Here is a 21,883-nt window from a genome sequence, read left to right as displayed (position 1 = left end):
GCGGGTGGATGATGTGACTGCGGTTGACCAGCGTCACCAGTACACCGACCGGGACCGGGGAGGACGTGCCTACCAGCAAGGATGTCGCGCGCCTGGCGGGAGTGTCGCAGAGCACGGTCTCCTTCGTCGTGAACGGCCGTGACGGCGTCGCCGCGGAGACCCGCGCGCGGGTCGAGGCGGCGATGGCGCAGTTACAGTACCAGCCGAACGCAGGGGCCCGTGCGCTGAAGGAGCAGCGGACCCGGGCGCTGGGCATCGTCATGCCCTTCGGGCTGACCGTGGACAGGCTCGGGGTGCTGCCCTTCATCGAGACCTTCACGCGCAGAGCCCGACAGCACGACCACGACGTCCTGCTGGTCACGGCCGACGAGGGCCCAGCCGGGCTGCTCAGGCTCTCCCGGCAACGGCTGTGCGACGCCATCGTGCTCATGGACGTCGTCACCGAGGACGCTCGCGTGCCGGTGGCCGCCGACCTGGACCTGCCCGTCGTGGTGGTCGGGGTGCCCGCCGAGCGGGCGGGGTTGCCGTGCGTGGACCTCGACTACGAGCTGGCCGGGCGGCTGGCCGTGGAGGATCTGGTGGCGACCGGTCACCGGCGCGTGCGAGTCCTGGGGGACCCGCTGTCGCTGACGTCCTACGAGGTCGGCTGCATCCGGCGCGTGCAGCGCGGAGCGGCCGTGGCGGCCCTCGAAGCCGGGGTCGACTGCGCGGTGGTGCCGCTGCCCGCAGCGGGGGCAGCCAGGTCGAGCGCCGCCCCCAGCAGTGCGCTGGCCGACGTCCTGGCCGGTCTCCTGGCCGGTGTCCGTGACGCGGAGAGCCCACTGGGCCTCGTCGTGCCCTCGCGCCAGGTGCTGACCGGGCTGCTGCCCGCCCTGGCCGCTCGGGGGTTGCGCCCCGGGCGTGACGTGTCCGTGGTCGCGCAGTGCGACGACGAGCTCGCCGTGTCCGTGGACCCGCCGTTGACCAGCGTCTCGCTGGAGGGGGCGGCGGTCGCCGAGCGCGCCATGGACCTCGTCTTCGCCGCGCTGGACGCCCGCGCGGCGGGCGGGGTCGGCGGCGTGGATCGGCTGGAGCTGGTGGTGCCGCGGTTGACGCGGCGGAGGTCCACCTGCGTGCCCTGAGCCCGCGCGTGCCGGCTGCGGGCGCTCGGCCGGGTCCTTGCGCCACTGCCCGCCCCACGTGTTCAATACGTATTGAAGGCGAGCGCCCGACGCCCCCCGAGGAGCAGTGCAGTGGACCAGAGCGGCACCACGCCCAGCAGCACCGCCCCTCCGGCGAGGGGTGCGGGGCGGCCCGTGCAGCACCTGCGGGTCGGGGACGGCCACGCCGACCTCGACCCCGCCACGGGAGCCGTCACCCGCTTCCACGACCCTCGTACCCCCCAGCGCGTCTACCTCCTCGACAGCGCCCTGCACCCGTGGCACTCCCTGGAGCACGCGTGGGGCTCGGGCCACCTGCAGACGAGCACCGGTTCAGCGCGCTGGAACACCCCCACGCGCACCGCGGCGCTCGACGACGGCGTCCACCTGCGCTTCGACACCCCCTTGGGCCTGAGCCTGGAGGTCGAACGCCGCGGCGGGGAGCGCCTGCGCGAGACGTACGTGCTGCGCAACACCACCACCGAGCCGGTCACCGTCACCGGCGTGGGCATCCAGGTGCCGTTCGCGGACGTCTACCACGACGCCCGCACCGCGCTGGAGACCGCGGTGCACGCGCACGTGTTCACCGGCGGCTCGTGGGCCTGGGTGCTGGCACAGCCGATGTCGGGCACGGGCCGGTGCCTGGGGCTCGTCGTGCGCCAGGGGTCGCTGGCCGCCTACTCGATCGAGTCGCGCAACCACCACACGCTCTCCAACGTCCGCGGGCACCTGGTGCTGCACCCCACCGACGCCGCCCGCAACCCCGCCGCGTTCGGCGGCCAGCCGCACCTGCAGCTGGCCGCGGGAGCCACGTGGACGCTGAGCTGGGACGTCGGCTGGTACGACGACCCCGCCGGTTTCCTGCAGGACACGCACCCCGCGGCGCACCTGGAACGCCTGAGCGCCCCCGTGGGCGTGCCCCTGCCGGTGCGCACGCAGCAGGCGGTGTCCAGCCCGACGCCCGGGGTGCGCATCGAGCCCACCGACGACGGCGCCCTGGTCCACGCCCGCCAGCCCGGCCCGGTCAGCCTGCAGATCGGCACCGCCCGCACGGAAGTCGCCTTCCACCAACCGCTGCCGGAGGTGGTGCGCCGGCGCGCCCGGTACATCACCGAGCACCAGCGCGCCGTCGAACGCCCCGGGGACCTAGCCGCCGCCTTCGTGCCGGTGGACACCCGAAACCTGCTGACTCAGAACTCCGGCGGCTGGGCGGACTGGTCGGACGGCTCCGAGCGCATCGGCATGGCCGCCCTGCTCCAGCAGGGCCTGCTGCGCGGCTGGCTGGACGAGGACGCCTACGAACCCGTCGTCGCCGCCTGGGCCGCCTTCGCGCGCCGGCACCTCGTCGACGCCGAGGGCCTGACCCGGCGCGGGTCGACCCACCCCGGCGGCCCGCGCCTGTACGACGTGCCGTGGCTGGCGCACTTCTTCACCGACCGCTTCCGCTGGAGCGGCCGGGAAGCCGACCTGGAACTGGCGGCGACCCTCCTGGAGGCGCAGCACGCGCACGAGCCCGCGCTCGTGCCACCGATCGGCGGCTCGGAAGCGACGGTGGCCGTGGCCGACGCCCTGTCGGCCACCGGGCAGGACGCACGCGCCCACCGGTTGCGGCGGGAACTGCTCGTGAACGCCGACGACCTGCTGGTGGCGGGCCGGGACCTGCCCGCCAGCGAGGTGAACTACGAGCAGTCGATCGTCGCGCCCCTGGTGAACCTCCTCGTCGACGCGCACCGGCTGACCGGCGAGGACCGCTACCTGGACGGGATCGCCGAACGACTGCCCTGGTTGCTGGCCTTCGGCGGGCCGCAACCGCACGTGCGCCTGCGCGACGTGGCGATCCGGCACTGGGACGGGTTCTGGTTCGGTGCCGACCGGTTGTGGGGAGACGTCTTCCCGCACTACTGGAGCGCGCTGACCGCGCAGGTCCTGCTGCGGCTGCCGAGGCCCCTGCGCACCGCCGGCGGTGACGCCGCCGCGCGCTCGCTGCTGGCCGCGAACCTGCTCAACCAGCACCCCGACGGCGGCGCCACCTGCGCGTTCGTCTTCCCCTCGAGCGTGGACGGCCGCCCGGCGCACCGGGCCGACCCGCTGGCCAACGACCAGGACTGGCACCTGGTCGTCTGGATGCGCCTGGCCGAGGAACTGGGCGCGGCCGAGGTCGCCGCCGACGGGACCTCTCGCGGGTGACCAGGGTCAGGTCGAAGGGCGCAACCGACAGTTCCCGCTCAGCCCCGCCCGGGTCCTCGCCGCGACGACCTCCTCCACGACGACCACCACCGCTGCGCCGATGAGCCCGGCGAGCACCCCGCCGCACACCGCCCTGCGGGTGCTGCCCACCGGGGCGAGGGAGTCGACGACGTCCTGCACCCGGTCGGAGAGGGCCAAACCGGCTCCGGCGACGACGTTGCCCGGCGGGCGGCGGGGGACCTTCGGGTGCGGCCGGGTCGGCGAGCCCAGCCTGGCGGCTTCCCACGCGGCGCCGATGGCCCGCAACTGCCGGGCGCTGGCTACCTGCTGCAGCCGGGGGAGCAGGTCGTCCTCCTCGTCGTGGGCGTCGTGGCGGATCACCTCGAAGGCGCGGCGCACCTCGGCGTCGTAACCGGCCGAGCTCGGGTCGGCGCGCTGGAGGTCCTCCAGCACCTCGTTGACCCGCTGGTGGTCACCTTCGATGTGCCGGGTCAGCTCGTCGTCGCCCCCGGCGGCGGGCAAGAACCGCCGGTAGACCGGGAAGAGCACAGTCTCCTCGGCGAAGGCGTGGCGCAAGGCCCGCTCGCTCAGCTCGGCGACGATGCGGCCGCGCGCACCGGCGTCGGGCTCGCGCTCGTAGGCGTGCATCAGCTCGTCGAGGTCCCGGTGATCGGCGCTCTGCCGGCTCAGGATGCTGCCCGGCCCCCCGCGCTCGTCCTCGGACTGGTCCGCGACCGACGTCAGCCCGTTGCGGCGTGGGTTCGTCATGGCCGGGCCCTACCCGCGTCCCCTCGCGGACAAACGCACAGGCCCGGGGGCGAGAGGCCACGCACCGCCCGCTCAGTCGGGCAACGGGACGTGCAGCGCCCGCAGAGGGAGCCGCCCCTCGACGACGTCGCCGGCGAGGTCCTCCAGGGTCCGGTCCCGGCTGTAGGCGGTGGCCCGCAGCAGAGCCAGAGCATCGGCGTCGGCGGTGCGCAACACCTGACGAGCCATGCTGATGACCATCCACACGCATTGCCGCTCGCGCGCACCCGGGGCGTCCATCCAGGTTGGCTGACCGCCAGGTGGCCGGCCCGGGTCCGGCCGGCACCCAGCGGGTTCACCGGATGCAGCGGTCGGCGCACCGGAGCCGTGCGACGTGGCACCGGACCCCTCAACACCCCACAGCCGCGCACCGACCAGCGCGGCGACCGCACGCGCACGGACCAGGCCGGCTCCACCGCCACCGGGAGGCGGCAGCGGGCGCTCGCGGTGGAAGTGCAGCTCCAGGACCCCCTGCGCGGGCGATCCCGGCTGTCCTGCCGGCAGCCGGGGGACAGGCACCGCGATCGTGCTGCGGTAGGGGGTGTGGCGGTGCAGCAGGTCGTGCAGCACCGGCCAGGCGCGCCGCAGCCGCGTCTGATCGGCGACGACGGGCCGCCCTGTGGACCAGGCCACGGCGCCGGGTCCCTGCCCGCTGACGAACTGCCAGCGCTCGGCGGCCGCGGCGGCCGGGTCGCTGGCGCCCACCGGCAGGCGCCACGGGTCCTGGTCGGCGACGCTGATGCTGACCCCGTCGACGCCCAGGCCGGTGCAGGGGTCGACGGCGGCGGCTGTGGCGGTGCCGTCGTCGAGGTCGTCGTTCAGCACGTCACGGCACGCGGCCGCGAGCGCCGCGGCGTGCAGCTCGGGGCGGGCGGGGTCGGCGCGACGGGCGCAGGCGGTGTCGAAGCGGACTGCCAGCGCATCCATGGTCGTCCGCTCGCGTCCTCGTCGGTCGGCCTGCTCGGGCGGGGCACCGGCCGCCCGCTCGAACCCGGCCGGTGCCTCGGGCAGACAGCCTAGGACCGGCAGCCTGGGACCGGCCGGGTAGCAGCCGGTGGGGTCGCCGGCCCTGGGCGTGTCCCGGCCCGCGGCACGCGGGTGCAGCTCAGGTGTCGAGAGCGCCCACCGCGGGTACCGGGGGGACGTGGGAGGCCGGGCGCTGGCGCACGTGCGCTGGATCGGCGGCGGCAGCGCAGCGGGCAAGTCCACGACCGCCGCGCGCCTGGCCGCCGAGAACGGCCTGCACCTGCACCGCACCGACGAGACGATGAGCGCGCACGCCCGGCGCTGCCCACCGCGCCGGTGCCCGCACCTGCGCGCCTTCGCCGCGATGAGCATGGACGAGCGGTGGGTGCACCGCAGCCCGCGCACGATGCCGGACACCTTCCACTGGTACCGCGGCGAGGCCTTCGACCTCGTCGTGGAGGACCTGCTGGACCTGCCGGCCGACCGCGGCGTCCTCGTCGAGGGTTTCCGGCTGCTGCCGCACCTGGTCGCCCCGCTGCTCACCGGCCCGGAGCGGGCGGTGTGGTTGCTGCCCACGCCGAGGTTCCGGCGAGCCGCCCTCGAGGCGCGCGGGGACCTGTGGGCGATCGCCGGCAGGACCGGTGACCCGCCACGGGCGCTGGCCAACCTGCTCGAACGGGACCGGCTCTTCACCGACCGGTTGCGCGAGCAGACGCGCCGTCACGGCTTGCGCGCCATCGAGGTCGACGCACCGCTGGACGGGCAGCAGCTCGCGGCGCAGGTGGCTCGGTCCCTGGGACTGCGAGCACCCACCGGTTGAGCGGACACGCCCGCGCAGCGAACACGCCGGGGGAGCGGTGACACCCGAGGATCCACCCGTCACCCTGGACCGCGCGGGACCAGACGAAGATCACCAGCCGGGCCGGGAGCACCCGGCACAGCAACCACGCACCGTCGGACACCGCCTCGGCGGCCTCGCCGCCGGACCGGTCACGTGTCACCGGCGCCGAGCACGAACCCGGCGGAGCAGGCGGGCGCGACCGTGAGCACCGCCGCCACCACCGGCACGGAGAACCTGACCTGCACGGAGAACCTGCTCACCTGCGCGTGGTGGAACAGTTCCCAGGAGGGTGCGCGGGGGAGCACGCCGAACGGTGCAGGTGAGCCCCACACACCGCTGTAATGACATAATGTAGATTATCGGCGGTTGGGTGGAGGTGCGGTGGACCCCTTCCGAGGCCCACCGACCCGGTCCTGCGGATTCCTGCGGATCGCTGCAGGCGCACGCCTGCGCGCCGGGCGTCTTGCGGGAGGCTGGTCCGGCGAGACTGCAGCCACCACCGGCACCTCGGCGCTCCGGGCGACGCGATCGATCGGTCGCACGGTCGCACGGTCGGCGGTCGATCGACGGCCAGGACCGACGGGCTGGACAACCGTTCCAGGGACGAGCGTTCCGGGGGCAACCGACCCGGGTGCACCTGGACGGGCCCTGCGCACTCACCGGCCCACCGGAGCGGAACCGTCGAGATCCGCGCCGTACAGACCCACCCACCGGAACAGCACGACTCCATCGGAACAGCACGGCACGCCGGGACGGCGCAGCGCGCGAGACGGCGATCCACGCGGTGCGACTTCCCCACCGGGCCACCCCGAGCCCTTCGCCGCCACCGGCGGCCGGCGGGCCGACCGGCGCCCCACACCCACCTCCACCCCGGGGCCCCTCCGGGGCGGATGCCGAACCACGAGTTCAGCATAACGACGAGTATGCGGACTTCTGGGCTGAAACCGTTGCAGCGCAACGACTCTGCTTGACGGAGCACTCCCCCGGCGCTACCTTGTGAACATGACTCCCCTGCTTCCCGGGGTTCCCGAGTCCATGACGGCGACCACTGAACTCCCCGCGGCCGTCCACGCCTACGAGGTCGCACGCCGCCCCCGCAAGGACTCCCCCAACACCGTCGCAGCTCGCCGCCGTGACATCACCGGCCTGCTCCCCCGCATCCACCGGGTCCTCGGCCACGACCGCCCCGTCGTCGCCGACCTGACCACCGTGGTGCTGCGCACCGCGTTCGCGGACTTCTCCGTCGACCACGCCCGCAGCTCCATCGCCCGCTGCTGGTCCACCTGGAGCGGGTTCTGCGACTTCCTCGTCGCCGAGAACGCCCTGCCCGGCAACCCCATGGCCGGCGTGCACCGCCCGCGCCCCGAACGGCAACTGCCCAAGCCCCTGCGCGGCGAGGACACCCCCGAGGTCCTCCTCGCCTCCGTCGCCGAGGGCCGTCGCACCGCCCGCGACCCCTGGGTCGAACGGGACCTCGCCGTCCTCGCCACCCTGCTCGCCACCGGCATCCGCAGCGCCGAACTGCTCGGCCTGCGCGTCGGCGACCTCGCCGGCGCCGACGGCGAGCAGCGGCTGCGGGTCGTCGGCAAGGGCAACGCCGAGCGCAGCATCCCCGTCGAACCCGCCCTGGCCGACCTCGTCACCACCTACCTCGACAGCCGCCGAGCCCGGTTCGGCGGCAGGCGAGCACCCCTGAACACCGCCCTGTTCGTGGACACCAGCGGGCAGCCGCTGAACCGCAACCAGCTGCAGTACCTCGTCGCCAGCTGCTACCGCGCCGCCGGCATCGGCGACCGCGTCCAGCGCGGCGCCCTCGTGCACGCCCTGCGGCACACCTTCGCCACCCGCGTCGTCGCCGCCGGCGCCAGCGCCGTGGAGGTGATGCGGCTGCTCGGCCACCAGAACCTCACCACCTCCCAGCAGTACGTCGACGCCGGAGCCCACGAGCTGCGCTCCGCCGCCGCCGGCAGCACCACCTACGCAGCGCTGCGCAAGCTCGGCCAGACGACCTGACCGACCCGCTCCCGGCCACCACGACGCACGCCACGACCGTGCTCGCCCGGTGCGCGACGAGCGAGCCGCCGCGCACCGGGCGAGCAACGGCACGGTCAGCTCGCCCGCGCCGGGGACTTGCGCCGCTGCGCCGGAGCCTGCCGCCCCACCACCGGCTCCACACCCAGCAGGTCCGCCAGGAACCGGCCCGTGTGACTGGCCGGGTTCGCCGCCACCTCCTCCGGCGTCCCCGTGGCCACCACGGTGCCACCGGCCCCGCCACCCTCCGGGCCCATGTCCACCAGCCAGTCAGCGCTCTTGACCACGTCCAGGTTGTGCTCGATCACCAGGACGCTGTTGCCCTTGTCCACCAAGCCCTGCACCACCCCCAGCAGCTTGCGGATGTCCTCGAAGTGCAGACCCGTCGTCGGCTCGTCCAGCACGTAGACCGTCCGGCCGTTCGAGCGCCGCTGCAGCTCCGCGGCCAGCTTCACCCGCTGCGCCTCACCACCGGACAGGGTCGTCGCCGGCTGCCCCAGCCGCACGTACCCCAGACCCACCTCCGTCAGCGTGGCCATGTACCGCGAGATCGCCGGCACCGCCGAGAAGAACTCCGCCGCCTCCTCGATCGGCATGTCCAGCACCTCGGCGATCGTCTTGCCCTTGAAGTGCACCTCCAGCGTCTCGCGGTTGTACCGCGCCCCGTGGCACACCTCGCACGGCACGTACACGTCCGGAAGGAAGTTCATCTCGATCTTCAGCGTGCCGTCCCCCGAGCACGCCTCGCACCGGCCCCCCTTGACGTTGAAGGAGAACCGACCCGGCTGGTAACCGCGCAGCTTCGCCTCCGGCGCCGACGCGAACAGCTTGCGGATGTGGTCGAACACCCCCGTGTACGTCGCCGGGTTCGACCGCGGCGTGCGACCGATCGGGCTCTGGTCCACGTGCACGACCTTGTCCAGGTGCTCCAGCCCCTGCACCGACTTGTGCCGCCCCGGCACCCGCCGGGCACCGTTGAGCTTGTTCGCCAGCACCGTGTACAGGATGTCGTTCACCAACGTCGACTTGCCCGACCCCGACACCCCCGTCACCGCCACCAGGCACCCCAGCGGGAACTCCACCGTGACGTCCTTCAGGTTGTGCTCGCGCGCCCCCGTCACCACGAGCGAGCGCTGCGGGTCCACCGGCCGCCGTTGCGCCGGCACCTCGATGCGCCGCGCACCCGACAGGTACTGCCCCGTCAGCGACTTCGGGTTCGCCAGCAACCCCGCCACGTCACCGGAGTGCACCACCTCACCACCGCGCTCACCGGCACCGGGACCGAAGTCCACCACCCAGTCCGCCACCCGCACCGTGTCCTCGTCGTGCTCCACCACGATCAAGGTGTTGCCCAGGTCCCGCAGCCGCGTCAGCGTGTCGATCAGCCGCCGGTTGTCGCGCTGGTGCAGACCGATGCTCGGCTCGTCCAGCACGTACAGCACACCCACCAGCCCCGACCCGATCTGCGTGGCCAGCCGGATCCGCTGCGCCTCCCCACCGGAGAGGGTGCCCGCCGGCCGGTCCAGCGACAGGTAGTCCAGACCCACGTCCAGCAGGAACCCCAACCGCGCCTGGATCTCCTTGACCACCTGCGCGGCGATCTTCTTCTCCCGCGGCGACAGCTCCACCGTCCGCAGGAACGTCGCGCACCCGTCGATGGGCAGCGCGCACACCTCCGAGATCGACTTCCCGCCCAGCTTCACCGCCAGCGACGACGGCTTCAACCGCGCCCCGGCGCACACCGGGCACGGCGTCTCACGCATGTACCCCTCGTAGCGCTCCTTGGACCAGTCCGACTCCGTCTCACCGTGCCGGCGCTTCACGAAGGGGATCACCCCCTCGAAGCCCGTGGAGTACTGCCGCTCCCGACCCCACCGGTTGCGGTACTTCACGTGCACCTCGTGGTCCTTGCCGTGCAGCAGCGCGTCCCTCGCCCGCTTCGGCAGCGCCCGCCACGGGGTGTCCATCGAGAACGACAGGTCCTCCGCCAGCGCCGCCATCAACCGCTGGAAGTAGTCCGCCGACCCCGCCGCCCACGGGGCGATCGCCCCCTCCGCCAGCGACAGGTCCTCGTCCGGCACCACCAGCTCCGGGTCCACCTCCAGCTGCGTACCGATGCCCGTGCACTCCGGGCACGCCCCGAACGGGGAGTTGAACGAGAACGAACGCGGCTCCACCTCGTCCATGTCCAGCGGGTGCTCGTTCGGGCACGCCATCTTCTCCGAGAAGCGACGCTCACCCTCCGGACCCTCCACGTCCACCAGGTCCGCCACCAGCAGACCACCGGACAGCACCAGCGCCGTCTCCACCGAGTCCGTCAGGCGCCGCTTGACGCCGTCCTTGACCACCAGACGGTCCACCACCACCTCGATGGTGTGCTTCAGCTTCTTCTGCAGCGCCGGCGGGCTGTCCAGCGGCACGACCTCCCCGTCCACCCGCGCCCGCGCGAACCCCTTCGCCTGCAGCTCCCGGAACAGCTCCGCGTACTCGCCCTTGCGGTCGCGCACCACCGGCGCCAGCACCTGGAAGCGGGTCCCCGCCTCCAGCTCCAGCAGCTGGTCCACGATCTGCTGCGGCGTCTGCCGCCCCACCGGCTCCCCGCACACCGGGCAGTGCGGCCGCCCCGCCCGCGCGAACAGCAGACGCAGGTAGTCGTACACCTCCGTGATCGTGCCCACCGTCGAGCGCGGGTTGCGCGACGTCGACTTCTGGTCGATCGACACCGCCGGCGACAGGCCCTCGATGAAGTCCACGTCCGGCTTGTCCATCTGCCCCAGGAACTGGCGCGCGTACGCCGACAGCGACTCCACGTACCGCCGCTGCCCCTCCGCGAAGATCGTGTCGAACGCCAGCGACGACTTGCCCGAGCCCGACAGCCCCGTGAAGACCACCAGGCTCTCGCGCGGCAGGTCCACCGACACGTCCTTCAGGTTGTGCTCGCGCGCACCCCGGACCACCAGGCGGTCCGAGCTGACGCGAGCGGTGGCCACCGGGCGCGCCGGTGCGCCGACGGCAGCGCGGGCACGCCGGGGACTGCTGCTGCGGGGAGTGCCGCTGGAAGGGGTGCGAGAGGCCACGCCCCAACCCTAGGCGCCACCTCCGACACGGACCCGCCCGCCGGCCGCCCGCGCGACCCGCCGGCGCTCGCCCTCCGCCCGGTCACGACCCGCCCACCCCGTCCCCCCGCGGGGGTCGGCCGATCGGACGACGACAGTGGTTGAAAGGAACGACTACTGTGTGTGCATGGCGACCGGCGAAGCACTGCCCCAGACCCCCTCCAGCACCGCAGCACCCACCGGCACCACCCGCTGGCTCGACCCGGAGGAGCAGCGCACCTGGCGCAGCTTCCTCGCCACCGTGCAGCTCCTCATGGACCGCGTCGACCGCCAGCTGCAGCAGGAGTCCGGCGTCGTGCACACCTACTACGAGATGCTCGTGCGCCTGTCCGAGGCACCCGGGCGCTCGCTGCGCATGAGCGAGCTCGCCGAGTCCTCCCTGTCCTCGCGCAGCCGCGTCTCGCACGCCGTGGCACGCATGGAGGAGCGCGGCTGGATCCGCCGTGAGCCCTGCGCCACCGACGGCCGCGGCTTCAACGCCGTGCTGACCGACGAGGGGCTGCGCGCCCTCGAGGCCGCCGCACCCGCCCACGTGGAGACCGTGCGCGACCTCCTCTTCGACCGCCTCGACGCCGAGGAGCAGCTGCAGCTGCGCCGCACCTGCGAGGTCCTCCTGCAGCACCTGACCGACACCGGCAGCGTCTCCCCCGTGCCCCTGGTCGCCCCCCTGGGCGACCGGTGAGCACCGACCGGTGAGCACCGGGGCCCCGGAAGGGCCCCGGTGCACCCCGCGGCCCGCACGGGCACGGCCGGTCAGGCCCCCTGCGCGGCCCGCATCCCCCGCAGCTCCCTCTTCAGGTCCCCGATCTCGTCCCGCAACCGCGCCGCCAGCTCGAACTGCAGCTCCGCCGCCGCCGAGTGCATCTGGTCGCTCAGCTGCTGGATGAGGTCCGCCAGGTCCGCCTGCGGCAGCGACCCGCGCGGCTCCGGGCCCACCTCGCGGCCCACCGCCGCTCCCCTGGCGCCCTTCGCCGACGCCTTGCCCCGCGACTGCGACCGCCCGCTGCCACCCTGCGCCGACAGCAGCGCCGCCGTGTCCGCGTCCTCGCGCGCGATGAGGTCGGTGATGTCCGCGATCCGCTTGCGCAGCGGCATCGGGTCCACACCGCGCTCGCGGTTGTAGGCGACCTGCTTCTCCCGGCGCCGGTTCGTCTCCTCGATGGCCTTCGCCATGGACGGGGTGATCGTGTCCGCGTACATGTGCACCTGGCCCGACACGTTGCGCGCCGCGCGCCCGATCGTCTGGATCAAGGAGGTCGCCGAGCGCAGGAAGCCCTCCTTGTCCGCGTCGAGGATCGCCACGAGCGACACCTCCGGCAGGTCCAGCCCCTCCCGCAGCAGGTTGATGCCCACCAGCACGTCGTACTCACCCTGCCGCAGCTCGCGCAGCAGCTCCACCCGGCGCAGCGTGTCGATGTCGGAGTGCAGGTACCGCACCCGCACGCCCTGCTCCAGCAGGTAGTCCGTCAGGTCCTCCGCCATCTTCTTCGTCAGCGTCGTCACCAGGACCCGCTCGTCCCGCTCGGCGCGCGCCCGGACCTCGTGCAGCAGGTCGTCGATCTGCCCCTTCGTGGGCTTGACCACCACCTCCGGGTCCACCAGACCCGTCGGCCGGATGATCTGCTCCACCACCCCGTCGCTGCGCGAGAGCTCGTAGGAGCCCGGTGTCGCCGACAGGTACACCGTCTGCCCCACCCGGTCCAGGAACTCCTCCCAGCGCAGCGGCCGGTTGTCCATCGCGCTCGGCAGCCGGAAGCCGAAGTCCACCAGGGTGCGCTTGCGGGAGGCGTCCCCCTCGTACATCGCGCCGATCTGCGGCACCGTCACGTGCGACTCGTCGATCACCAGCAGGAAGTCCTCGGGGAAGTAGTCCAGCAGCGTGTTCGACGCCGACCCCGGCTCGCGGCCGTCCATGTGCCGCGAGTAGTTCTCCACCCCCGAGCACGTGCCGACCTGCCGCAGCATCTCGACGTCGTACGTGGTGCGCATCCGCAGCCGCTGCGCCTCCAGCAGCTTGCCCTGCTGCTCCAGCTCCGCCAGCCGCTCGGCCAGCTCGGCCTCGATCGTGCCGATCGCCCGCTCCAGCCGCTCCGGACCCGCCACGTAGTGCGACGCCGGGAAGACGTACACCAGCTCCTCCTCGCGCAGCACCTCCCCCGTCAGCGGGTTGAGCGTGTACAGGGCCTCGATCTCGTCGCCGAAGAACTCCACACGGATCGCGTGCTCCTCGTACTGCGGGATGATCTCCACCGTGTCGCCGCGCGCGCGGAACGTGCCCCGCGTGAACGCCAGGTCGTTGCGCGCGTACTGCATGCCCACGAACTGCCGCAGCAGCTCGTCGCGGTCCATGGAGTCCCCCACCTTCAGGGTGACCATCCGGTCCACGTACTCCTGCGGGGTGCCCAGGCCGTAGATGCACGACACCGTCGCCACCACCACCACGTCCCGCCGCGTCAGCAGCGCGTTCGTCGCCGAGTGCCGCAGCCGCTCCACCTCGTCGTTGATCGAGGAGTCCTTCTCGATGTACGTGTCCGACTGCGGCACGTACGCCTCGGGCTGGTAGTAGTCGTAGTAGGAGACGAAGTACTCCACCGCGTTGTTCGGCAGCAGCTCGCGGAACTCGTTCGCCAGCTGCGCCGCCAGCGTCTTGTTCGGCGCCATCACCAGCGTCGGCCGCTGCACCTGCTCGATCAGCCACGCCGTCGTGGCCGACTTCCCCGTGCCCGTCGCACCCAGCAGCACGACGTCCTTCTCGCCACCGCGCACCCGCCGCGCCAGCTCCGCGATGGCCGCCGGCTGGTCGCCGGACGGGGCGAACTCGGAGACCACCTGGAAGGGGGCCACCCGCCGCTGGATGTCTGTCGTGGGCCGCATGGAGTCACTGTAGGTCGAGCCTGCGACAGCACCGCCCCGCGCGCACCCGGCCGCGTCTCAGGGAGCGGGCGGGTGCCACCCGGTGCGGCGGGCCCAGTCCTCCGCCAGGGGCTCCACGCACTCCTCGCCGACGGTCCGCGGGTCTCCTCCCGCGCGGCGCCAGTCCCGCACCAGCAGCGCCCGCCGCCAGGGGGCGGACCCGTGCACCCGCACGTGCAGTCGCGCGGCCCTGCCGGGGTCGGCGGAGCCGTGCAGGCGCCCGTCGGCCCCGTCACCCGGCTGCTCCGTCCCGGCGCGCGGGTAGCCGACCGCCGCCAGTGCCCCGGCGACCCGGTCCAGGGCCTCGCGCGAAGGCACCGCCAGCTGCAGGTCCAGGACGTCCTCGGCCACCGTCCCGGGCACCGCGGTGGGCCCCACGTGCTCCACCCCCCGCTGCAGCTCGCCGGCCGCGTGAGCCGCGCGCGCGGCGAGGCGCGCGGCCTGCGCCGGCCAGGAGGGGTCCGGGGCCGACGGTCCTGCGGGCGGCACCGGCGCCGGGCGGCCGCGGCGGACGTTCTCCTCGAAGGGCACGAGACGCTCCCGCCACACCCTCTCGACCTGGCCGCGCAGTCGGCCGGAGGCCCGCTCCTCGCAGCGCGGGTTGTCGAGCACGACGTCGGCGACGGCCGCCCTCTCCTCGTCGGAGGCCTGGGCGGCCACCCGCGCGTGCGCGTCCCGCGGGTCCATGCCGCGGTCGCTCACCAGGCGACGGACCCGCTCGTCGACGTCGGCGTGCACCAGGACGACCAGGGCGAACCGCGCCGCGGCACCCGTCTCGACCAGGAGGGGCACGTCCTCGACCACCACCGCGTCAGGGGGAGCCGCCGCCACCAGCTCCTCGCGACGAGCTGCGACGCGCGGGTGCACCACCGCGTTCAGCGCCCGGCGAGCACCGGGGTCGGAGAAGACCAGCCGGCCCAGGGCGGCGCGATCGAGCTGACCGTCCTCGCGCAGCACGCCGGGGCCGAACAGCTCCACCACCGCACGCAGTCCCCCGGTCCCCGGTGCGACCACCTCGCGCGCGAGGACGTCCGCATCGACGAGGAACGCCCCGAGCGCGACCAGGTGCTTCGCGACGGTCGACTTCCCTGCCCCGATGCCTCCTGTGAGTCCTACGCGCAGCACTCCGCCAGGTTACTTGTGTTCCTTTACCCGCTATAACAGAATTTTACCAAGTTAAAGCAAGGCGACCACCCTGTCGGCGACCACCTCGATGAGCTGCGGATCGCGATCGTGACCCGGATCGAACAGACCTGCCACCTGCGGCCGTGGCAGGCTGGCTCGGGCCGATTGGCCCCCGTCGAGCACGAGACCACCATGACCGCACCGGCCAGTCGGGCCGCGTGGCCCCACCTGTCACCGGATCGTGCAGCAGACCCCCGAAACCCCTCCCCTGTTCGTGGTGCACGACGCGCAGGCCGGCCAGGGCCGGGCGCGGTGCGCACGGTCGGTGGCCGGCCAGCCGCTCCTCGGCCTCGACGGCAGCCGGGCCGACGTGCACCCACACCTGCCGGGGAACCCCCGCGCGCTGGGAACCCAGGCTGCGACACCCACGAGTTCTTGCCGCGCCTCTGCGACGTCGACTCGACCGAAGGGCGCTGCGGCGGCGGACAGGTGGAGGCGGTGCAGCACCCGCAGCCGATCGTCGTGGCCGTCGGCGTCGACCGTCCATCGGGTCCACGGGTGATCGGCGAAGGCGTCAGCGAGGGCCTCGGCGGCGACTGGGACGTCGTCGAGCGTCGCCGCGCGCACGTGCGGCGCCACTCGTTCGTCGCTCTCTTCTCGCGGAGGTGCACGGCTGGTGGATCCAGTGGTCGCGAGCGAGCCCCAGCACGTCGACCGCAGTGCGCGAGGGCCCACTGGTGCGTGCTCAGGTGGCCTCCACGGTGAACGGTGCCGTGATCACGTCGCCGTCCGCGAGGCGGAACTGGGCCCACAGCCGGTACGTCCCGGCGGTGGTGAACTCGGCGTGCACGTCGAGCTGCGGACCGAAGCTCTGGCCCGGCAGGGCGAAGACCGGGCGGCCGGACGCGTCGGTGACCTCGGCGTGCTCGTGGGCGAAGGTTCGCCCGTCGTCCCGCATGACGACGACGTGACCGGCGGCGGCGAGGTAGGGCTGCAGGTCGTCGAGCGGCCGGCCGGTGGCGGCGTCGGTGAGCGTGAAGTCCAGGTCGTTGCGCCCGCCGGTCGTCACCTCGCCCTGCAGCTGCACGCGGATTCCGTCGACCACCACGCTGCGCGGCCCGGCCACCAGGGCCACGGGTCGCGGTGCGGCGCCGGCCACGGTGATCACCTGACGCTGGTGGACGTCGCTCATCTCGCCCTGCCGGCGGAACTCGGTGTTGACGATGTACCGGCCGGCGGTCGGGAACGTGACCTCGACGGCGAGCTGCCCTGGCTGATCGGCCGGCTGGGGGTGGACGTGCGTGAACGTGCCCAGGTCCTCTCGCGTGGCGATCAGGTGCATCCACGCTTCGTGGCTGCGGGTCAGGTCCTGGATCGGCTCGCCGGTGGTGGTGTCGACGACGGTGGCGAGCAGGCGGGTCGGCTGCCCGGGGCGCACGTCGGCGGGCAGGTCGAGGCGGACGTCGACACCGGCGTCGGTGGCGTCGGTGGGGGGCACCTCGGAGGTCATCATCTCGCTCATCGCCGGCCGCATCGGCATGCCGGTGCCCTGCATCCAGGCCAGCGTGCCGTTCATGCCGCGCTCGGCGAAGTCCATCCTCGACACGGCGGTCAGCCCCGCGCCGAGGGCGAGAGCGAGGAGCGCCACGCCGCTCAGGTGGGCGTACTGGCCGACCCGGTCGCGCAGGGGCGGGTGCAGGATCTCGGTGGCCGTGGCCGGTCGGTGGAAGCGGCGCAGCCGCAGCGCGTTCGTGACGACGCTGACCGAGCTCATCGCCATCGCCGCCGACGCGAGCACCGGGTCCAGCAGCAGGCCGCCCCAGGCGTACAGGGCGCCGGCCGCGACCGGGATGAGCAGCAGGTTGTAGCCGAACGCCCAGCCCAGGCCCTGCTTCATGGTGGTGGCGGTGCGCCGGGACAGCGCGATCGCGGAAACGATGCCGCGCAGGTCCCCGCCGACGAGGGTGACGTCGGAGGCGGCGATGGCGACGTCGGTACCGGTGCCGATGGCGATGCCGACGTCGGCGGCCGACAGCGCGGCCGCGTCGTTGATGCCGTCTCCGCAGAAGGCGACGACGTGCCCGTGTTCCTGCAGGCGTCGCACCTGCGTCGCCTTGTCGGCGGGCAGCACCTCGGCGAGCACGTGCTCGATGCCGACCTGCTCGGCGATCGCCGTGGCGGTGGCTGTGTTGTCGCCGGTGAGCATCCACACCTGCAGCCCGAGCGCCTGCAACTGGGCGACCGCCTCGGCGGAGTCGGGCTTGACCGTGTCGGCGACCGCCAGCACCGCGGCCGGCTGCCCGTCGACGGCGACGAACACCGTGGTCTGGCCCACCGCCGCGGCTGAGGCGGCGGTGCCGGCGAGCGCGGTGGTGTCCACGTTCCGGGCGGTCATCAGGGCGACGTTGCCGACCAGCACGTGCCGCTCGTCGACGACGGCGTCGATGCCGTGGCCGGGCACGGCCTCGAAGCTGCGCAGCGGCGGCAGGTCGAGGAAGCGGGCGGTGGCGGCGGCGACGATCGCCTCACCGACGGGGTGCTCGCTGCCGGCCTCCGCTGCCGCCACGAGCGCCAGGATGTCGTCCGCGGCCCAGCCGCCGGTGGTGGTGATGCCGGTCAGGGCCGGCTTGCCGCGGGTGATGGTGCCGGTCTTGTCCAGCACGACGGCGCTGACGCGTCGGGCGCTCTCTAGCGCGTCGCCGTTGGCGATGAGGATGCCGAGTTCGGCGGCGCGGCCGGTGCCGACCATCACCGCGGTGGGGGTGGCCAACCCGAGTGCGCACGGGCAGGCGATGATCAGCACTGCGATGCTGGTGGTGATGGCCATCGTCAGGCGCCCGGTGTCTGCGCCGAAGAGAGCCCAGGCGGTGAAGGTGGCCGCCGCCAGTCCCATCACGATGGGCACGAACCAGGCCGAGACCCGGTCGGCGAGGCGCTGCATGGGAACCTTCGCACCCTGCGCGTGCTGGACCAGGCGCACGATCTGCGCGAGTGCGGTGTCGGCGCCGACCGCGCTGGCCTGCAGCACCAGGGTGCCGGTGCGGTTGATCGTCGCGCCGATGACGGTGTCCCCGACGGTCTTGTCCACCGGCAGGCTCTCGCCGGTCAGCATGCTCTCGTCCACGGCGCTGGCACCGGCGGTGACGGTGCCGTCGACCGGGACCTTCTCGCCGGGGCGCACGCGGACCAGGTCGCCGACGACGACCTGCTCGAGCGGGATGTCGACTTCGGCGCCGTCGCGCACCACGCGCGCGGTCTTCGGCGCCAGGCCGACCAGGGCGGTGATCGCGGCTGCGGTGGCCTTCTTGGCGCGAGCCTCCATCCACCGCCCGGCCAGGACGAGGGCGAGGACGACCAGCGAGGTCTCGAAGTACACGTGCAGCGGCAGACCCCACCGCTCGGCCGCCGCCGGCCAGAGCGTGACGAAGGCGCTGTAGGCGTAGGCGACGCCGGTGCCCAGCGCCACCAGGGTGTTCATGTTCGTCGAGCGGTGCCGGGCCGCGGTCCAGGCGGCGCGGTAGACGTCGCGGCCGGCCCAGAACTGCACGACGGTGGCGACCACGAGGATCGCGGGCATCAGCCAGTCCATCGTGTCCAGGTGCAGCGGCACGTACATCAGGCCCATCAGGGCGAGGCCGGTGGTGAGGGTGACCTGCCACTTGCGCTTCAGCGCCGTCAGGTGCGTCTGGCCGTCGTGGTCCTCGCCGGGCGCGGCGGTGCCAGTGCCGGCATCGGTGCCGGAGCCGGTGCTGGGGCGCGCGGCGGTGAGCGGGCTCTCGCGGCGCGCGGTGGCGGTGTAGCCGGCGCGTGTGATCGCGGCGGTCAGCTCCTGCACGCCGGTCCTGGTCGGGTCGAAGTGGACGGTGGCCACCTCGGTGGCCAGGTTCACCTCGGCGGCGCTCACACCGGCCACCCGGCGCAGGGCCTTCTCCACCCGGCCCACGCAGGAGGCGCAGGTCATACCCGCGATGTCGAGGGTGCAGTCGGCGGGCTCGGTCGCCGTGGCGGCGGTGACCGGTGCGGTGGTCTTCATCGCGCTCTCCTGGGCAGGGGCCGGTGGGGCTACGGCTCGATCGTTGGTGGCGGTGGGTGGGCTCGGACCGGGGAAATCGCCGGGTTCACCGGCTCGGCGCGTTCCGGGGGTCCGGTCAGCTGCCGGGGGGGGCGTGGATCGGGCCGGGGCGCCGGCCCGGTGACAGGCCGGCGCCCTCGGTCACGACGACCTCGGTCACCGGGTGGCGATGGCGGTCAGGACGTCCAGCCGGGCGGCGCGTCGGGCGGGCAACAGCCCGGCGACCAGCCCGGCGAGGACTGCGGCGACGACGACGGCCAGCAACTGCCCGGCGGGAACCTCGATGACCAGGGGGCTGTCCGCGGACAGCCCGGCCAAGGTGGCCGCGGCGAGGCCCAGCCCGAGGGCGACGCCGGCGAGCACGGCGAGCGCGGCGATGAGCACCGCCTCGGCGCGCACCATCCAGGAGAGCTGCGCTCGGGTCATGCCGACCGCCCGCAGCAGTCCGATCTCCCGGGTCCGCTCGACGATGGACAGCGCCAAGGTGTTGGTGATGCCCAGCAGCGCGATGAGCACGGCGAAGCCGAGCAGCACGGTGATCAGCCCGAGCACCTGGTCGACCGCGGCGGCGCGGCCGGCAGCGGCCTCGGCCTGGTCGAGGACCTGCGCGTTCGGGAAGTCCGCGACCGCAGCTCGCAGCGCTGTTCGCGCCGCGGCGGCATCGACGCCGTCGGCGAGCGCGACGTAGACGGTGGCGTCGACGTTCTCGCTGTAGTGCTGGGCGTAGGTGCCCAGCGAGAGGACGTAGCTGGTCGACAGCGCCCGGGCCGTGTCGTCGGCCATCAGCCCCACCACCCGCAACTGCTGCTCGCCGTGCCGGGAGAAGGTCATCGCGAGCGTGTCGCCGACGCTCAAGCCCCGCTCGGCGGCGACGTTCTCGGCGAGCACGACACCGCCGCCGTCGAGCGCCGCCAGGCTCCCGGCGCTCATCTGCACGTCAGCGACCTTCGGCAAGGTGGCCGGGTCGATCGCGGTGAGCGCACTGGTCACGTCCCCGTCCAGCCAGTGCCCGAAGCGGACCGTGGAGGTCGCGGCGACCTGCGGCAGGCCGGCGACGCGGGCGGCGACCTGCGGGGAGAGCCCGCCGAGCATCTCGTCGCCAGAGCTCTGCACCAGCAGGTCGGCGGTGATCGCTTCGGTGGAGCTGGCACCGATCGCTTTGACCGAACTGCCCAGCACCGCCACGAAGGCGACCAGCGCCAGGCCCAGGGCCAGGGCCATCGCGGTGGCCGCGGTGCGACGCGGGTTGTGCACGGTGGAGTGCCGGGCCAGTTGCCCGGGTGCGCCCAGGTCGCTCAGCGGGCGGCCGACGGCCTGCGCCAGCCGCGGCGTGAGCGCGGGGCCGAGCACGACCAGCGCGCTCAGCAGCAGCACCGCGCCCACACCGACGCCGGTGATGTGCCGCAGCAGCGCGGCGGCGAGCAACCCGATCACGCCGAGGCTGAGCAGGATCCAGCCGCTGACCAGCCGGCCCTTCCGGGCACCGGTGGGCGCCGGGTCGCAGGCCCGCATCGCCTGGACCGGCGCGGTGCGCGCGGCGCGGCGGGCCGGGCCGAGCGCGGCCAGCACGGTGATCAGCGTGCCCGCGGCCAGGGCGACGACCAGGGTGCGGGCGGTGACGGTCAGCGGACCGTCAGGCAGGGCCAGGCCGGCATCGGAGGCCAGGCCGCGCAGCGCGTACGCGGCGCCGACTCCGGCCGCGGTGCCGCTGAACGCGCCGGTGACCCCGACCAGCAGCGCCTCGCCGAGCACCGAGGCGCACACCTGCGGACCGGTGGCCCCGGCGGCGCGCAGCAGCGCCAACTCCTGGGCCCGCTGGGTGAGCACGATGCCGAACGTGTTCGCGATCAGCAACGCCCCGACCACCAGCCCGGCCGCGGCCAGGGCCAGCAGCACGATGCGCAGGTAGCTGATGCTCTCCTTCGCCGCGTCGGCGCTGGCCGCGGCGGCGTCCTGGCCGCCGGTGACGGCGTAGCGCGCGCCGAGAGCCGCGGCCAGGTCGGCGCGCAACTCGGGCACGGCGACGCCGTCGGCGGCGATCACGTCGATGGCGGTGATCCCGGAGCCGAGGTCGAGCAGCACCTGGGCGGTGGGCAGGTCGACCAGCACCACGGTGGTGTTGGCCAGGCCGTCGCTGTCGCCGATGCCGCTCAAGCCGGCCACGCGCAGCGTCCGGCTGGCGGTCGCGGAGACGGTGACGGTGTCACCGACCGCGATGCCGTGCTCGGCGGCGGTGGCGGCGTCCAGGACGACCTCGTCGCCGTGCGGGGCGCGCCCGGCGCGCAGGGTGTAGGCGGTGAACGGGGCCTCGGCCCAGGTGCCCAGCAGGGTGGGGCCGGCCGGTTGCACGGCAGTGTCGGGCACCTGCAGCTGCCCGGGTCCGGAGGCCAGCGCGCGGACCCGCTCGACCCCGGGGACGGCTGTGATCCGATCGGCCAGGTCAGCCGGCAGCGGGTCACGGGCCACCTCCACGCCCATCGCGGCGTCGAAGGCGGCCGCGCCCCGGACGGTGAGGTCCACGCCGGCGGCGCTGGTGCGGAACTGCTCCTCCAGCAGCCGGGTGCTGGTGTCGGTCAGCACGAGGCTGCCGGCGACGAACGCGACGCCGAGGGCGACGGCCACCCAGGTCAGCGCCAGCCGCCAGCGGTGCGCGAGCGCGTTGGACAAGGACAGGCGCCACATCGCG

Annotated in this window: 12 protein-coding genes; 5 read left to right on the top strand and 7 right to left on the bottom strand. The window is 73.7% G+C overall.

Annotation, left to right across the window (positions count from 1 at the left end; translation table 11 throughout):
- Positions 1 to 65 precede the first annotated feature (65 nt).
- Both V9U69_RS06740 and V9U69_RS06735 read left to right on the top strand, forming a co-directional pair.
- Positions 66 to 1,121 (top strand): LacI family DNA-binding transcriptional regulator, encoded by a 1,056-nt coding sequence (locus tag V9U69_RS06740; protein ID WP_337060646.1) that lies wholly within the window; start codon positions 66 to 68, stop codon positions 1,119 to 1,121.
- Between the two features lie 111 nt (positions 1,122 to 1,232).
- The gene (locus V9U69_RS06735; RefSeq protein WP_337060644.1) at positions 1,233 to 3,326 is read left to right on the top strand and encodes a hypothetical protein; all 2,094 of its coding nucleotides are present in this window, start codon (positions 1,233 to 1,235) and stop codon (positions 3,324 to 3,326) included.
- Between the two features lie 6 nt (positions 3,327 to 3,332).
- Here V9U69_RS06735 and V9U69_RS06730 read toward each other — a convergent pair whose 3' ends face one another.
- Positions 3,333 to 4,094 (bottom strand): hemerythrin domain-containing protein, encoded by a 762-nt coding sequence (locus tag V9U69_RS06730; protein ID WP_337060642.1) that lies wholly within the window; start codon positions 4,092 to 4,094, stop codon positions 3,333 to 3,335.
- 72 nt (positions 4,095 to 4,166) lie between these two features.
- Positions 4,167 to 5,060, bottom strand: a complete 894-nt coding sequence (locus tag V9U69_RS06725) for a hypothetical protein (protein ID WP_337060640.1) — start codon at positions 5,058 to 5,060, stop codon at positions 4,167 to 4,169.
- Between the two features lie 217 nt (positions 5,061 to 5,277).
- Between V9U69_RS06725 and V9U69_RS06720 the strand changes: the two genes are divergently transcribed.
- Complete coding sequence (locus V9U69_RS06720) at positions 5,278 to 5,919, top strand: hypothetical protein (RefSeq protein WP_337060639.1); 642 nt, start codon at positions 5,278 to 5,280, stop codon at positions 5,917 to 5,919.
- A 1,023-nt stretch (positions 5,920 to 6,942) separates the two neighbouring features.
- On the top strand, positions 6,943 to 7,953 hold the full coding sequence (locus tag V9U69_RS06715; RefSeq protein WP_337060638.1) for a tyrosine-type recombinase/integrase: 1,011 nt from the start codon (positions 6,943 to 6,945) through the stop codon (positions 7,951 to 7,953).
- 95 nt (positions 7,954 to 8,048) lie between these two features.
- Here V9U69_RS06715 and uvrA read toward each other — a convergent pair whose 3' ends face one another.
- Entirely contained in the window at positions 8,049 to 10,961 is a 2,913-nt protein-coding gene (gene uvrA / locus V9U69_RS06710; RefSeq protein WP_442907640.1) for an excinuclease ABC subunit UvrA, read from the bottom strand.
- A 253-nt stretch (positions 10,962 to 11,214) separates the two neighbouring features.
- Here uvrA and V9U69_RS06705 point away from each other — a divergent pair, with 253 nt between their 5' ends.
- Positions 11,215 to 11,769: a MarR family winged helix-turn-helix transcriptional regulator gene (locus V9U69_RS06705; RefSeq protein ID WP_337060634.1), complete on the top strand. Its 555-nt coding sequence runs from the start codon at positions 11,215 to 11,217 to the stop codon at positions 11,767 to 11,769.
- 71 nt (positions 11,770 to 11,840) lie between these two features.
- Here V9U69_RS06705 and uvrB read toward each other — a convergent pair whose 3' ends face one another.
- The 4 genes from uvrB to V9U69_RS06685 form a co-directional block, all read right to left on the bottom strand.
- On the bottom strand, positions 11,841 to 13,961 hold the full coding sequence (uvrB, locus tag V9U69_RS06700; protein ID WP_337060633.1) for an excinuclease ABC subunit UvrB: 2,121 nt from the start codon (positions 13,959 to 13,961) through the stop codon (positions 11,841 to 11,843).
- 57 nt (positions 13,962 to 14,018) lie between these two features.
- Positions 14,019 to 15,125: a dephospho-CoA kinase gene (gene coaE / locus V9U69_RS06695; RefSeq protein ID WP_337060632.1), complete on the bottom strand. Its 1,107-nt coding sequence runs from the start codon at positions 15,123 to 15,125 to the stop codon at positions 14,019 to 14,021.
- 745 nt (positions 15,126 to 15,870) lie between these two features.
- A complete protein-coding gene (locus tag V9U69_RS06690; protein WP_337060631.1) occupies positions 15,871 to 19,158 on the bottom strand; it encodes a heavy metal translocating P-type ATPase in 3,288 nt (1,095 codons plus the stop codon).
- A 195-nt stretch (positions 19,159 to 19,353) separates the two neighbouring features.
- Entirely contained in the window at positions 19,354 to 21,879 is a 2,526-nt protein-coding gene (locus V9U69_RS06685) for an FtsX-like permease family protein (protein ID WP_337060687.1), read from the bottom strand.
- Positions 21,880 to 21,883 lie beyond the last annotated feature (4 nt).

This window comes from Kineococcus sp. G2 (genome assembly GCF_037154035.1).
Taxonomy (GTDB): Bacteria; Actinomycetota; Actinomycetes; order Actinomycetales; family Kineococcaceae; genus Kineococcus.
This window is presented reverse-complemented; position numbering and strand designations above follow the sequence as displayed.

What these genes read in the sequence shown, in the direction of transcription:
- V9U69_RS06715 (WP_337060638.1), top strand. Translation starts at nt 6,943, where the DNA reads ATGACTCCCCTGCTTCCCGGGGTTCCCGAGTCCATGACGGCGACCACT.
- uvrB (WP_337060633.1), bottom strand. Translation starts at nt 13,961, where the DNA reads ATGCGGCCCACGACAGACATCCAGCGGCGGGTGGCCCCCTTCCAGGTG.
- V9U69_RS06730 (WP_337060642.1), bottom strand. Translation starts at nt 4,094, where the DNA reads ATGACGAACCCACGCCGCAACGGGCTGACGTCGGTCGCGGACCAGTCC.
- V9U69_RS06725 (WP_337060640.1), bottom strand. Translation starts at nt 5,060, where the DNA reads ATGGATGCGCTGGCAGTCCGCTTCGACACCGCCTGCGCCCGTCGCGCC.
- V9U69_RS06685 (WP_337060687.1), bottom strand. Translation starts at nt 21,879, where the DNA reads ATGTGGCGCCTGTCCTTGTCCAACGCGCTCGCGCACCGCTGGCGGCTG.
- V9U69_RS06690 (WP_337060631.1), bottom strand. Translation starts at nt 19,158, where the DNA reads ATGAAGACCACCGCACCGGTCACCGCCGCCACGGCGACCGAGCCCGCC.
- V9U69_RS06705 (WP_337060634.1), top strand. Translation starts at nt 11,215, where the DNA reads ATGGCGACCGGCGAAGCACTGCCCCAGACCCCCTCCAGCACCGCAGCA.